The sequence below is a fragment of the Pedobacter sp. GW460-11-11-14-TSB4 genome (assembly GCF_059423705.1).
Genome location: NZ_JBWKYI010000008.1, coordinates 159,415 through 175,007, shown reverse-complemented (window position 1 = coordinate 175,007; position 15,593 = coordinate 159,415). Strand labels below are relative to the sequence as shown.

General features: G+C 40.1%; 9 protein-coding genes. All 9 read right to left on the bottom strand.

Annotated features, from left to right (window positions below; all coding sequences use genetic code 11):
• Nucleotides 1-173: 173 nt before the first annotated feature.
• Entirely contained in the window at nucleotides 174-1,481 is a 1,308-nt protein-coding gene (locus tag AC07YT_RS10665) for a hypothetical protein (protein WP_086546735.1), read from the bottom strand.
• A gap of 398 nt (nucleotides 1,482-1,879) precedes the next feature.
• Nucleotides 1,880-3,577, bottom strand: a complete 1,698-nt coding sequence (locus AC07YT_RS10660; RefSeq protein ID WP_086546736.1) for a LamG-like jellyroll fold domain-containing protein — start codon at nucleotides 3,575-3,577, stop codon at nucleotides 1,880-1,882.
• A gap of 19 nt (nucleotides 3,578-3,596) precedes the next feature.
• On the bottom strand, nucleotides 3,597-5,573 hold the full coding sequence (locus tag AC07YT_RS10655; protein ID WP_494945310.1) for a M60 family metallopeptidase: 1,977 nt from the start codon (nucleotides 5,571-5,573) through the stop codon (nucleotides 3,597-3,599).
• A 26-nt stretch (nucleotides 5,574-5,599) separates the two neighbouring features.
• Entirely contained in the window at nucleotides 5,600-7,360 is a 1,761-nt protein-coding gene (locus AC07YT_RS10650) for a DUF4983 domain-containing protein (protein ID WP_086546738.1), read from the bottom strand.
• A 24-nt stretch (nucleotides 7,361-7,384) separates the two neighbouring features.
• Complete coding sequence (locus AC07YT_RS10645) at nucleotides 7,385-9,043, bottom strand: DUF5008 domain-containing protein (protein WP_086546739.1); 1,659 nt, start codon at nucleotides 9,041-9,043, stop codon at nucleotides 7,385-7,387.
• A 30-nt stretch (nucleotides 9,044-9,073) separates the two neighbouring features.
• A complete protein-coding gene (locus tag AC07YT_RS10640; RefSeq protein ID WP_086546740.1) occupies nucleotides 9,074-9,826 on the bottom strand; it encodes a fasciclin domain-containing protein in 753 nt (250 codons plus the stop codon).
• A 10-nt stretch (nucleotides 9,827-9,836) separates the two neighbouring features.
• Complete coding sequence (locus AC07YT_RS10635; RefSeq protein WP_086546741.1) at nucleotides 9,837-11,339, bottom strand: RagB/SusD family nutrient uptake outer membrane protein; 1,503 nt, start codon at nucleotides 11,337-11,339, stop codon at nucleotides 9,837-9,839.
• A gap of 13 nt (nucleotides 11,340-11,352) precedes the next feature.
• Entirely contained in the window at nucleotides 11,353-14,526 is a 3,174-nt protein-coding gene (locus tag AC07YT_RS10630; protein ID WP_478356901.1) for a SusC/RagA family TonB-linked outer membrane protein, read from the bottom strand.
• Nucleotides 14,527-14,561: 35 nt separating this feature from the next.
• Nucleotides 14,562-15,593 (bottom strand): DUF5007 domain-containing protein, encoded by a 1,032-nt coding sequence (locus AC07YT_RS10625; protein WP_086546743.1) that lies wholly within the window; start codon nucleotides 15,591-15,593, stop codon nucleotides 14,562-14,564.

Genomic DNA, 15,593 nt, shown 5'->3' with positions numbered 1-15,593 from the left:
CAAGTTAAGTGTGAAAAGAAAATAGCATAAAGATTTAATGGTACAAATAATAAACAAAAGCATGCACACACAAACTACTCTAAATAAGATTGTTAAACTAACAAACAAAAGAAAATGGACAGAAACAAATCACTTAGCTAATGAGAAATGAATAATCGAAACCGAAGTCGCAACTAGAATATTTCTTTGGTAGAAAGATCCTCCAATTTTGGAGAAATGGCCTTACCAATTCCACTAAATAAAATTTTGATCCCCATCACCTTACCTATCGATCGTTCGTAACTGGTTGTCAGCACTTTTTTACCATTTAAGATTACAGCCGCTTTTTTATTTTCAACCCTGATCTCTATATCGCCTCCGTTTAAAGGATCGAATGCTAAGGCACCTAAAAACTGTTCAGATCCCTGTACCCTTTTCTCCGAAAACTTATATTGTGAAAAAGCCACGCAACTGGCCCGGTTTAAGGTTAATAAATGGCGGTGCTTCTCTCCCAAAATAATCACGGTGGTTTCTACACATTGCGTACCCGGACGGCTTTGCTCTGAAAAAACCCTACAGGTGAAAGAGAAATTATCGCCACTAATGTTTGAGGGCTTAATATTACTATAACCCACCAAAAAAGGTTTATTGGTGGCTAAACCAGCTGAATCTAATTGTTCTTTTGAAACGTAAATATTTTTAGGGTTTAAGGGTTTTAAACCTGCAATGGGATATGCCCTGGAGGTATCGTTACCCGAATTGGCTACCCAGCCTTTTGTACGCATGTATACCGCAACGGTATCAATTGGTTTATCCTGGTATAAAAGTGTTGCGTACACCACGCCTGGATTTCTGAAAAATTTAGCCACTTCTTTTTTACCGCTTATGGCAGATGGAAGCGCTTCATCCATAAAATCTATCTTAAACTCTTCATTGTTATTCACCGAAGTGCCCGATTTTAATTTAAAAACTGCTGTATGTGGAACGTTTCCAACAGGATTCTCGCAGACCAATTTTGCATCAATGGGCCCAGCCGAAGATTTCCAAATGAAAAAACTCCCCGTCAGGACGAGTATGATGATGGCAAAAATGCTTATATAAGTATATTTTCTGCTGGTTTTAGGCTTAATTTCGGTAGGGATGGAGACTTCTTCGATGGGTTTATCGACTTCGGTTTTTACAGGAACGGGTTTTACTGCAGCATGTACGAGCTCAAATTCTTGCCAATCGCGATAACCAATAAACTGGGCAAGTGCATCCCTTGTCGCTTTTTGTGGAAAATATCGCTGGGGTGTTTTCAATTGACCAAACAACCTTTTCAGCGTATTTACACTGAGGTACACCTTTGTTTGTTTACCCAATTGACTACTCAGGCTGTTATAATCAGATACCCGCCAGTCTTCAATCGCCTTATCGCCCATTTTTTCGATTAGCTTCTGGCAACAGATATCCATTGCATCGAGGGCAGGTTGATTATGAGGTTGTAAAGCGCTGGTATCCATTCGACTATTTTTTTAACTATAGGGACTAATTAATTAAAACAGATCAATTCTGTAAAAAGTTCACAAATACTAAACTTTTGTTTTGCAAACATATAAAATAGTGATGGCTTATAAATATATATTTTCTAATTAAAATAGCTTTTTTAATCTTACCTGATGAGTTAAAACTTATCCATTATTTTATTGCCTAAAATCTGACTATTAATATTTTTCAAAATTATTGATTCTAAAAAAGTCAGGCATTCAATTTTGGATAAAAGACTTTTAATCTGGTCAAAATTATTCACCTTAAATTTCTCGTCTGTAGCTAAAAAAAAGAGGCATGCCAATTTTGGCAATGCCTCTAAACTAAAACTGATTCTTAAGAAATTATATATCAAATAGAAGTATTAGCTGTATTATCTGTCTGATCTAATCAAAAATTCTTTTTCAAAATCTTTCAAGAATGGTTTACCGCTAATATCAAATACAGGCTCTATTTTAGTTTTTGTCCAATACATCATTATCGCGCCTATATCGGCAACAGCTGGCGCCAACGAATAACCCGTTGTACCTTCATAGGTTGATTGTGAGGGCGCATCGGCACCTAATGCAGACCAGGTATAAGCGCCTGAAAGGTTCATATTATATCCTGTTGGTGCGGTATTCTGAAGTGTTCCTTCTGCACCCTCGTCCATTTTCCAAAAACCAATTAAGCTATTGTAATTAGGGTGTTTGGTAATATCTTTAAGATTTAAATTCGCCTGAATGGTTGGTCCATCCAGTGCAGTTTGAAAATAAGCTAAATTTGCTACATAATAATCCATTGGATCACCTGATCCACAATATTTAAATCCGATTCTTAATGGATCAGTTGATGTAAGCGTTTGGCCATTCCAATTGGCTTCGGTTGCAGCCTTAACTCCATCATAATAACAAATTGCTGTTCTGGTTGTCGCATTTACCCTTTTAACCGTCATGGTAAGCGTATGCCAGGCTACATCAGTTAGCCTACCCTGATCACCTTGAAACCATGTTCCACTATAATAAGGTCTCCACTGGCTTGCCCAGGTACCGAAAGTCCAGCCTGTACCTCCATTTGGGTTTTTTGCTGCATCCTTATATCCTGTTCCTTTTGAAAGAAACCCAACGTATCCTGTACCACCTTTGGTTATTTTAACCTGTGCCTGAACAGTGAAATCTTTATCGTTCCCAGCATTGTACAACCCATTATCCTGAGCAACCTGCGCAAATACGCTTGTGCCTGTAAACAAAACCGAGTTATAGCCTATTTTCTTTAATTCCTGTGATTTCAATGCCGGATTATTAATAACGAGGAAACCACTTGTGGGGTTATCACTGCTTCCGCCGTGGTTGGATGTAATAATAACCAGCCATTCTTCATTGGTGTATGTTTTGCGTGCTTTAATGGCTTTGATAATTTCATCTACATAACCATCGGCCTTTAGTATGGCATCTTTATATGCAGCGTTAGTGGCTACATAACCACCATTTGCACCCGCAGCTTCAGCTTCTCTAAAATTCACGATGGTAGCCCCTATTCCTTCGTACTTATTTAACAGTGCAATGGTAGAATCTTTAGCGGCTTGATCGGTATTTACCAGGGGCCTGTAATCAGCTACTTTTACATAATTCCGCAGGTTGGGCCAGGGAGTGATAAATGCCGTTTTAGTGCCTATTCCACTCATAATGTAATCCAAAATATTTCTTCTGATGGGCACGGCATCATGCTCTCCGGAATTTGGATCGGTTGTGGGCTGAAAATCATCTGTAGAAACCAGGTGTTTGGTATAAGGCACGCCAGTAAGCATTGAGGTCCAGGTGGCTGCATCAGTTGCCACCGCCGATTTAAATGTTGCGTAAGAGTATTTACTGGTAGGCAACAATGCCGTAATGGCTGGCGGTGCAATGGTTTTCAGTTCTGAGCCTGTAACACCATCTATACTAATTAAGATTACCCTTCTTGATGGGGCTACAGAATTATCAAGCTCCTCGTTAAAAGTTGGTGGGTTAGGATATTTCTTACAGCCAGCAAGCGTTACGACAGCTAATGATAGTGCCAGAAAAATCTGTTTTTTATTTAAAAAATAAATCATGTTAATATATTTTTAGCGCTTATTTAAATAGTGTCAGTTCTGATAAAGACATAAATGTTGTGCTTGCACCTGTTCTTACAATTACTTTTACATAACGGGTAGTGATTGTTCCTCCGGGAAATGCATAATTGTAACGGGTTTCGTTTTGAGGTACTGTTGTCGTGCCTGCAAGCGTATAGGTGACATTATCAGGACTGGTGTAAATCTCCACATTTCTCACATATCCATTAGACTGGCCAATTCTTTGCACAAAACTGATTCCTTTTACTGGTGCCGCAGTAGCTCCTGTGCTCACAACGATACTAATTGGAAGGCTTTCTGCCGGTGTAGGCGATGAATATTTAGAATGATAAATGGTAGCGGTATTGTTATCAACCAGATTTGCTAAAGCACCATCTTGTGCAGGTGAACTGGCCGACACTGCTGTTGTTGGTATTGTTGTTGCGACAACTGGTACGGGCCCATCGCCTCCTGTTCCTGTCATAATATTATAAGTCCATATTGCTTTTGCAAGTGGCGGATAATTTGCGGCTTTTATCTTACTTTGCGAAACGTTACTCACGGTAATACCCCATGCACCGAAGAACTGGATTAAATCGGTTTTGGTGTATTCGCAGGCCCACTCATAAAAATTATCCTTTTTGTCCTGATCGTTATTGGCTAAACGTGGTGCATGTCTTGCTTTGGTATAAATATAGGTTAACAAGCCGTAATCAAATTTTTCTAAGAGTTGTACAAAAGGAACCGTGCGTGCAAACGAACCGTTCTCTCTGCCACTATTTAAATCCACGTCGAAGTTTTTAGTGGCGCTTGGCGGCGTAGCAGCATAAGCAAGGGCCACATCATTCCACTCGTTAGGTGCATGCAGAATTTTGAAATCCTGTCCGTAAGCTTTTGCTACTTTGTATGAGAAAAGATTATTGGTCGATTCTCCCAAAGCAGACCAGTTCCAGGTGGTATTTTGCTGGCAATTGTGTCCAAATTCGTGGTAAGTACCCCAGTTTGGATGCGGCTGATTGGTGGTCAGCTGATTTAAACTTACCCAGGTTTGAAACCACTCGCTGCCATTATAGTTTAATAAACCCATAAAAGGAAAACCAGAGTGTCCGGCTGCCGTAGGGAAACCGCTAATCTGAATATCAACTGTACCTCTCCACGGTCCTTGTGGACTTCTGTCGCGCAAATCAGCTGCATTAGGTGATAAACCCATCCAGGCATTATAGTGTTCATCAAAAATCTCATTCCATTTGGTCATCAATGCCGTTGGATTGGTTAGCGGATCTCTTGATGAGGTAAACTTTTCTACAATCAGGTCTCTTGGCACCAGGTAGACTACACTTCTGCAGCGAAGTTCTAACCAGGGCACTTGTGAGGCTTTAACCTGAGCCATCCAGGCGGCATCGTTTGATTTGCCCAATTCGAAATCGGGAGTTACACATGCGCCTGAAATGCTAAATTCTATCGGATTGGGATAAGAAAAGGTCGCATTGATATAAATGTACCCTCCGTAAAGGTTGCGCACGTAATTTACACCGGCAAACAATTGTTTTTTAACCACAATAATCGGGTCTCTTAACAAAGGGCTTACACCCGTTAAATTATCAGTATGTCCGCCTACCTGTACACTTAATCCATCTGCACCTGCAGGCACCACAATTTTGATCAATTCGCCAGGCGGCGCATAATAACCAGTACCAAATTGTGGTTGTGGTGCAACAGAAATCCTTAACATATCGGCGGTTTGGGCGCTAAAGTTTAAGTTTAGCGTAAACTTTGCATCTGTTACTCTTGGTTCGCCATCGCCAACCAAACCAGGAAAAACCCTGGCTTTAGCAAAGGCAGAACGATCAACAAATAACCGGTTGGTATCTACAGTAATGCTTTTGTTGTTTCCTGAGTTATCATCATAACCATCTTCTACTTCGTAGCCGTATTTTTTACAGGCTGATAAAGTCACCACGCCTATCAATATCGTTAGCTTTAATATGCTTTTCATTTGAAATTTCATTTAATACAATCAAATTAGTTCGTTACCACATCAGTAAAAGTTGGAGGCCAGGCTTTGCCCGATAAGTTCCATTCGGTTCGTGGCAGAATGCCTAACCAGTTATAAATCTGGAAAGGTAAGTCTACATTGTTGGGCACTGTACGGTAGGCTGCTCCTACTATTTCCGGATTAATATTTGGCGACAAATCGTTAAATGTTCCCCAGGTAGCATTACTGGTTAAAATAAAATCGTTGTTTTTGCCCGAGCGGTCTTTCAGTAAAAATCCGGTGCCTTCTTTACAAGGCCACCAGCCTTCTAAACTCGAAAAATAAGGATGGTTGGGTGTTACTTCCCGTTTCATATAAGTAATAACATCCGCATCAGACATGGTGGTTTTGTATATGGCCAGATCCCTGATTAAAAAGTTGGTTACTTTTCCACTAGCTGCACCAATACGAAGAAAACCTGTGTTGGTAATATCTTTACCTGTTACATCTACCGGATAGTTGGTACCAACTGGTCGCTTAACGCCATCAGTAAACATGGTTAAATATCTTTTAGTGCCTTCCATATAAACTTTTACGGCAATGGTATGCCATGCACCATCTCTGATTACAGTAACATCAGGACGCAAGAAAGCACCTGCCGCATTGGTCGCATTTCCCCAGTCAAACTGGAAATAGGTGTTAGAAAAAGCAAATGTCCACGCATTTGCAGCAATGGCAAAATTCGATGATTTAGCCAGAAATGTAGGCCAGGTGGTGTTTACGCCTGCGTCATTTCTGATTTTTAACATCATGACATAATCACCGGTACTTCCAAAATTACCAACAGTAGCATTAGACAACAGGGCTGTTACCTGAGTGGTTTCGGTAGACTGGAACCTTGGTGCACTACCTGCATAAGGTACATCAGAGGTGTTTGGTTTACCGATTAACCTGGCTGCGAATTTTGGATTATACAAGGCCACATAAGTATTGCGCGCATCGTCGCCAAAAAGACTGAAATCGGTACGGGGATTAGTTGTTGCGCCACCTTTGTTTGAAGCAATTACCACCAGCCAATTCTCATCGCGAAAAGTAGCACGCGCTTTTAAAGTGGCTACCATTTCACCAATGTAAGTATCTAAGGTGCCAATAGCGGAATTATAAGCTGCGTTAGTTTCACTGTATCCACCTGCTGCACCAGCCGTTTCTGCACTATGAAACTGTGCAACAATTAAATCAGCATTACCATCTTTTAGCTTGGTTACGGCTGATGTTTTTACCTCAGCATCTGAAGTTAAAGTTTGCTTTTCAGATGCATCTCCGGCTAAATTTTGGGTAAAAGCACTGCTTGCAGCATAAGAAACCGTTGTAAATTTTGATTTTTCTTGTTTGATCCTGGTAAATAAACCAGGATAAGTTGTTAAATCGTTTCCGGTAAAACTATCGCCTGTTACTTTGTGGAATTTTGGATCTACCCCGGTGATTAAACTTGCCCAGGCACCCGCATTGCTTACCGGTAACTGCGTGCTATCCGTTAAGCCTACAAAAGAATAAATTGCATTTTTATTGATTTCTGTAATCTTTGGCGGCTTAATTGCGGCCACAGCCGAACCTTTCACCCCATCCAGAATAATGTAAAGCACTTTTGGCTTACCCGAACTTACCCCGGCAGTATCATTTTTAGTGTTGGCCGGAATTACATTATCAAAATTTTTGTTACAGGCACTACCCAGTAACACAAGGGCAAAAAAACAAACCGATATGCAGCCAGTGCCCAGATTTGAAAGTGATATTTTTCTATGTCCCATATTTGTGAGATTATGAATGTTTAATTAGTTAAGCAGTTCTACCCTTAATATATTTTTAACCGGAATGTTATCGAATCTGAAAATGTTTCCAACTAAAATGATTGCCGGATTTCCTGCTGTAGAAGTGGTTTCGATCATTTTTTCTATCGTACCCTGAAATACACCGGTATTGTTATAACCATTTGCCAAAGTACCATCGGCATTTAAAATCATAAATCCCTGGCGCAGCACGTTGCGGTATAAATTAAAGCTTCCTCCAACGATTACTTTTCCGTTATTCAACTGAGCGGCAAAATTCACTATGCCCCCGTTAAGGCTGGGAAAAGTAAAACTTGAGGTTAGGCTGCCATCAGCATCTAACATGGCTACTCCGGTACGGGACTGCCCGTTAAAATTCTTGAAAGTTCCGCCTACCAGTAATTTGTTTGTCGTTGCATTATAGGTAATGGATGTAATTTCATCATCAGCACCTGTTCCAATATTGAATGAATTATCTACAGATCCATCTAAATTTATTCTTACCACGCGGTTTCTGCTCACCCCATTAAAGGTGGTAAAAGTACCCACAAGCACCAGTTTACCGTCGGGCATTTGTATCGCATCGTTAATATTTCCATTTCCGGCATTAGGACTTTGTTTCGTTCCTGCATTGTAATGAAAGCTCTGATCCATTGAACCATCCATATTCATGCGCACCATTTGCCTCATCAGCACCCGGTCGAAAACTTTAGAATCGTAGGTAGACCTTTCGTAAAAAGCCCTTAAATAATAATCAAAATTGCCAATAGCATAAATCTGATCGTTGAAAGTAAAAATCTTCTTAATGGTACCCTGTACTCCACCATTAAAACTCGGCACGGTATCTCTGTTTTTTGACGGGTCGTTAGGTGTGGCATTTACCACATCAATAATGGTAGAATCTAAAGTGCCGTCTACATTTAAGCGTGTAATGCCGTTTATATTGGCCCTGTTTGGTCGCTTGGTATTAAAGGATGAAAAATTACCTGCAATTAGAAATTTGCCATTATCATTACCACTCGAAATCCTGGTTACTGCATTTACCAGATAGTTTGCGCCGATGCCAAACTTTAAGGCTGTTTCTACGGCACCCGCAGCATTTATCTGTGCAACATTACCTATCGGAAGATCCTTAGTCGCCCTGTTTTCATAATCGGTAAAGGCCCCTGTTAAAAAGTAGCCCCCGGCAGGCAAACGTAAAATATCGTAAATTGGATAATTAGAGCCATTAACCACCTGAAAACCAGCATCAAAACTTACCTTACCCGCAATTTGCATGGTTGGACCGAAAAACGTCTGATTATCAAGTGTAGGATCATTAACGGTAATCCAGATGCCACCTGTACTGGCATTTACCGGCACCTTAAACTTTAAGGTACTGTCGGTAAAATTTAATACTTCAGCCTCAATTTCGTTAACATACAGTTTAAACTTACCGGTATATTTTATCAGCCCCCTGATATTTACATCTACTTCGTCGCCGGAGGAAGCAATAGCAGGGCTAAGGGCTTTTGATTTAAATTGAATGCCCAATGGTTCTTTACCATTGGCATAAGGATCCTTCAGTTCTACTTCATTTTTTTTGCAGGCAAACAAAAGCATGGCCAGCAGAAAAAATCCGATTTGAAAAACCCTGGTTGTATATTTATTATAAAGAGATATCATCTTTTAAATCGCTAATCATTAAAAAAATTATTATTGTATTGGCGTTATGCCACTGGCCAGTACATCATTGATGAAAATGTTGTTCACAAATCCAAAATTATGCTTGTTAACCAGGGTACTCCCCGACAAGGTTGCCTGCCTTAATACGTGTATGATTCCGTTGGTTGGCGCAATATCTGAGGTGGCTACCGGGATATTAACCAAACTTTGCTGTGGTTTAGTGAAGTCTTTTATATAAGAAAGAAACAACTGCCTGTAACCTGCATATTTTATACTGGTAGCGCCACTCACCGCATCATTAAATATGACACCGATATTCATGATCCTGCCATTCTCATAAGAGGAAAAAGACTGTCCGGGGAATGCGGTATAAGCAAGTGTATCCAACTGCGGATAATCTTTCAAACGGTTAGTTCCTTTAAAAATGTACTGCGAAAGTGTTTTGCGCCAAACCTCACGTTTAATCTGCGACAATTCTTTAACCGTGTCTCTTCCGTTCTGTATCAGGTATGCATTTAAAGCCCGTACCGATTTATAAATGGAAGAACTTGTTGGTGCAAAAAAAGTAACATTCTCTTTGTCCAGTACATCATCCATTCCGGCAAGTGCAATTACCCTTACTGTCGTATCGAACATGGCTGGTTTCGATTTCAGGTATTGCAATATCGTTCCGTTATACGTTGGAGTGAGCACCCCAGAATCTACATAATACTCTTTATTGCAGGCAGTTACCAAAATCAATACGATAGCTGCGAATATTAAATTAATTTTTTTATTCTTCATCTCTTTAAGTTTATCTCCAGAAATTATTTAAAGTCATATTAGGATTGTTCGCCAGGGCTGATTCGCTGATGGGCCATGTCCAGGCACCTGCATTAAAATCAGCCACACCTATCGGGTGATCGGAATATTCAGAATCCAAAATTCGTTTGGTACGTACCAGGTCGTAGAAATACTGCCCCTCACAAAACAGTTCTCTTACACGTTCGTAATAGATATCGTCTTTTAACTGATCGCCAATAGAACTGAAAGGAATAGCCTGCGCCCTTGCCCTTACTTTATTTACAAAGGTTTGTGCGGTAGTATTATCATCTAAATTTGCCGCCGCTTCTGCGGTTAACAATAATGCATCTGGCAAACGGAAAATAATGCGGCTATCGTCATGCGAAATGGTGTTGTTTGTACCACTCGGATAGGTGTTGGAAAACTTTTTCAACTGAAAAGTATTGTTGCCTATATCGGCATTTTCGAACCACAGGTTTCTTCGTACATCACCATTTCCTGCAGGAAATACTTTCTGCATAAACTTTACGCTGTAATACATTTGTGAGGTAGTGGTGGTCACCGTTCCGCGGAATGGGTATTTAGAGAAGAAGACCGATGGGTTATCATACTGAGAAAGTACCTCTCCATAATTCGCATTCGAAACAATTTCGAAAAGGCTTTCTTTGGTATTGCCTTTGAAAATCTTTTTATTGTTATCTACTGTATAATCCAGCAGACCATAATCGGCATAACTGCTGAGTTCTTGTCCACATTTAACAACTTGTTCGTAATAAGCTGTTTTAATGCCATTATCAAATCCGGCAGCCCACATGTTCATGTGCATAATTAAGGCTAGTGCCGCACCACGCATGGCCCTTGTACCTACCTGGCTGGCATCAACATAGGTTACCGGTAAATCATCTTTAACTGCTGCCATATCAGCAATACAGTTTTTCATTACGGAAATCTGATTGGTTCTGCCTAAAGGCTGATCATTATAGGCATTAGTATAATACGGAACATCACCATACATTCTCACCAATAAGAAATAGCAAAGGTTTCGTAAGAAAATACCTTCAGCCATATATCTTTTCCTGCTTTCATCAGAAATGGCCGAGTTGGGCATTTCACTTACCTCTTTTACCATCAGGTTTGCACTGCCAATTACATCATAATAAGATTTCCACTCGGTTGCCGCTTTAAAATTATAGAAGTAATAATTGCCGTTTGTTGATGCAATAGCGCCCTTTAAATCATTATTGATGAAGTTGGTAAAACCAGCAATATTAGCAGAATTGATTACCGGTGCGCACCTGAGATCGGCAAAAGTATAAAATGTGCTCCCATTATTCAGTATTCTGCTTCTTAATTTAATATAGATGCCGTTTACAAATTTTTCTACATCGGCTTCATTTTGCCAATAATTATTACCTGAAAGGTTATCTATCGGTGTAACATTTAAAAACTTTTTACAGCTCAGCGCAGCAATGCTGATGATGGCTATAAATATTATATAGATAATTTTTTTCATATCGATTTTCCGGTTAAAATTCGAGGTTTAGACCTAGTACATATTGTTTACTCAAAGGATAACCCCCAGAGCTATCGCGACCAAGTGCCGTTACGGCCTCTGGATTAGGGCCAGAATAATTGGTTAAAAAGCCAAGGTTTTGTGCGGTAACATATACGTTAGCACGGTTGATTCCGAACTTGCTTGAAAAAGTCTTGTTTAAAGTATAATAAAGCTTAATGGAGTTCAGCTTAAAATAAGTTCCATCTTCCTGGAAGAGTGTTTGCCCGTAACGGAATGGATCGATAATGGAAGCCCTGGTATAATCAAGCGGATTCGGATAAGTTCCGTTATTGCCTGCCCCGGTCCAATAGCTGTATTGCGATAAGGGCACTAAATTTCCAAGCGTTGTAGGATTATTAAAGTTTCTGAACTGTGCTGCTAATGCATTGTTCAATATGTCCCTTACCAGGGTAAATGATCCGTTTACTTCAACACTCCAGTTTTTATAGTTTAATAATGCGCCTATACCACCGGTAATTTGTGGCTGGGAGTTACCTGCAACTACCCGATCATTCGCATCTAAAATATAATCTCCGTTTAAATCCGTGTAAATCGGATCGCCAGCCCTAAAATAGTTCCTGATGCCAGTACCACCCGTTCTGTAACGTTTACCAGTCATTGGGTCGAAAGGTACATCGGCAGTACTGTTATAAACCCCTTTGGTATTGTATAGGAAATTGGAAAGCGAGTTAATTCCCAGTCGGTAGTAAATGTCTTGCGCAAAATCCGGATCCAATGCAATCAATTGCCTTGCACCATCAGGTAGTGCTGCCAAAACTTCTTTATTGATGGCTAAGTTGGCATAAACATTAAGTTTGAAAAGACTACTTGGGTTTAAGGGTCTGGAGTTTACCTGAAACTCCCAGCCATAATTCACATTACTGGTTTCTACCGTAGTTACATTTGAGAAAGAGTTGATATTAGCAATTCCTTTTTCACGGAAAATGTTATCAACCTGTTTGTAATAGGTATCGAAACTGAAGTTTAATTTGTTTTTGAAAATGCTAAAATCAAGTCCGGCATTTAAAGTCGTATTTTTAGTTGGCTCTAAGCTCAGGTTGGGTAAACGGCTCAGATCTATCACCACCGATTGGTTATTGCTGTAGGTACCGCCACCAAAATATCTTCCGTACACATCATAAATACTTCCGTTAGGCTGGATGTTACTACCATAACTTAAACGGATATCGCCATAATCCAACCAGCGGTTTCCAGCTAAAAAGTTTTCTTTATCGAAATTCCATTTTACGGAAACAGATGGATTTTTTACATAACCGGCCAATGGCCCGTTGGTAGAAGTTCCATCCACACGGTAGTTGAAATCGATTACATATTTCTGTTTATAGTTATAAGAAAACTGACCTGCAAAACCTACTGATCTGAAATCGCTGAAATTATCTAACGTTCCCCCTAAAGTTTGGTTGTAAGCCGGATTGTGGGTAATTGGCCCGCGGATAAAGCTGTTTACGGTACGATCGTTTAAAATGGCATCTGCTTTAAAATTAGAGCTGTTGATTTCGGTAAAGGCAAAAACACTAAAATTGTGTGCAGGCTCATTGGCCTTATCATTTATGGTATACACATAACTCAAACTACTTCTGTTGTACAATTTGGTAGAACGGTCATTGTAGGAATAAAAATTAGCAAAACCGCCATTAAGCGAAGCTGGCACAAAATTATCCCTGGTACCGGTAATGTTTGTATAGTTGATTACGGTACTCGCTTTAAAATTCTTTAATATTTCATAATCCAGCTGTACTACAGCAAAGGTGTTTAAGGTCTTGTTATCGTTATCGCTTTCTGTAGCCCCCTGTACCTGGTTTACCGACGAGTACAAAGATGGTGGCGGTAATAAAGAAGATGAACTCCCTCCTGTGGCCACCCCGGTATTAAAAATACCATTACCACTTCCGGTTTGCTGTCGCTGCACCGAATTATTTAACTGACCTAAAATTTTAAACTTACGGCTGGGATTGTAAGTCATGGTGGTATTTAAAATATACCTCGAATAGCCTGTATTTTGTTGTACACCATCTTCATCGTATAAACCTAAAGCAACCTTATAGTTAAAGGCCACATCTCCACCGGAAATGGATAAGTTGTGATTCTGGTTATAGGTTGGGCGGTAGAAATACGATTGCCAGTTGGTAGAGTTGTTATAATAAGCGTTTAAGCTATCAGAAAGGAAATCTACCGCATTAATGGTACCCAATGCATGGTAGTAGGTAGAATCGTATTGCATAATCTGTCTTAACCTCATGTTACGTTCTTCTACCCCGCCAATTACCGCTCTTAACTGTGGTACAGTGCTTAAAAATGCAGAACCCTGATAGCGCACTACCGGCACTTTAGAACTACCTCTTTTAGTGGTGATTAAAATTACCCCATAAGCACCACGCGAACCATATAATGCGGTTGCCGCAGCATCTTTTAGTAACTGGATCTCTTCAATATCTTCAGCCGGAATCTGTGAGGCAGGCGAAGTACCCGGGCCCGCTTGCTGGAAACCGTAAGAGAATGTGGCGTTATCATCAACCGGCACCCCATCGATTACATACAAAGGAGATGTTGGCGTTAAGTATGCACTGTTACCCGATCCGCTAACGTTGATATTGGATAAACCACGTACCTGAACTGAGCCCCTGAAACCAGGTGCACCTGTATTATTCTGAATGTTTAAACCGGCTACCTTACCTTGTAGCAGCGAAATGGCATCGCCTGCTGGCTGGCCCTGAATTTCACTGCCAGAAATTTTCACGATTGATCCGGTAGATAATGTTCTGGTTTTGGTTACATAACCTGCAGAAACCACTTCAACTGTTTTTAAGGTACTGTTTAATGGCTCTAAAGTAATGTTGATATTGCGTCTGTTGTTTACTTTAACTGTAATGGGCGCCATCCCAACATAACTGAATTTCAGTTCGGCATTTCCGGCTACCGTTACCCTAAAATTTCCATCGTTATCGGTTTGTCCGATAACCTGGTTGCTAGCAACGAGTATAATGGTTACACCCGGAATTGTTTCTTTTTTTACTGAGCTGGCATCAATTACTTTACCAGTAACCGCAATTTTTTCCTGTGCGTGGACCTGGTTAAATAAACCCATCAGCAGCACCATTACGATTGCATAAAAATATCTCATCATGAATATATTTTGCTTAGTTTTTAATCCTGTCTCCATTAGTCGTTAACAAATTTTGGTTTCTCGGTTTTAAACCAGAAGATGATCTCCCAGTCGCCCTTTTCGTAAATATTATAGTTTAACCCTATGATTGATTTTTGTAATATATTGCCAAAACCAATGCGCTCGAACCTGAATAAAGAGCTCGCCTGTGCGCCCGAACTTGTGGTGTACCGGGTTGGATAATCGTTTAAAGGGATAGGATAAGCCACCTGATAGGTCACTTTCTCGGATGTTTTGACCATGTTAAAACCATGTACAACGTTTTCCCATTGTGTGGTGGCAAATTTATTGGGATCGATGGTACGGAAAAGTGTATCGACAAATTTGAAAGAAATGGTATTTCCAGGACCTCCTGTAACTTTATTAAACAATACCTGTACATCTGAGCTACCCAAAAAACGGTTGGTGCGCTCGCCACGGATATTGCTGATTACCGATGGATTAACAGAGGTTCTTACCTCCTGTCCGGTAACTGCATCAAAATTCGACGGCTCGTAAGGTCTTTCTCTGAAAGGTCTCAACCTCATTTTCTGAAAATATCTTTTACCGCCTGAATTAGACATTTCTACATCGAATACATAACCCGAATCTGGTTGCGATTTTACAAAATCTGATTTAGCAGCATCCCACATCAAAAACTGACCTGAATGTTCTCTGATTTCGAAAAGTTTATGGTTTTCTATCCCTCTTTTAGCTTCTATTTCTGCAAGTGATTTTTCATTACCATCATAAGCTTGTTTCCAGATTTTAACCGGAAAATAATCGTTCAGTTCAGGAGCAGATTCGCCGTTGAACCTCCTCATGTTCACAATTTTAAAATTTAAGGGTAAGGATGATGTGCCCGCGTTAAAGTTTCCGCTAAACAAATTATTACGGCCTAAAACCGGCTCGTATACCGTTTTGGTAAACTGCGTATCTTTACTGAGCGAGAGTGCATCATCTGGCAGGTTTTTTCTGCAGCCTGCTATCACTATTACCAACAGCAATAACAGATAAAATAACTTTGATTTATATATAACTAATTTCAT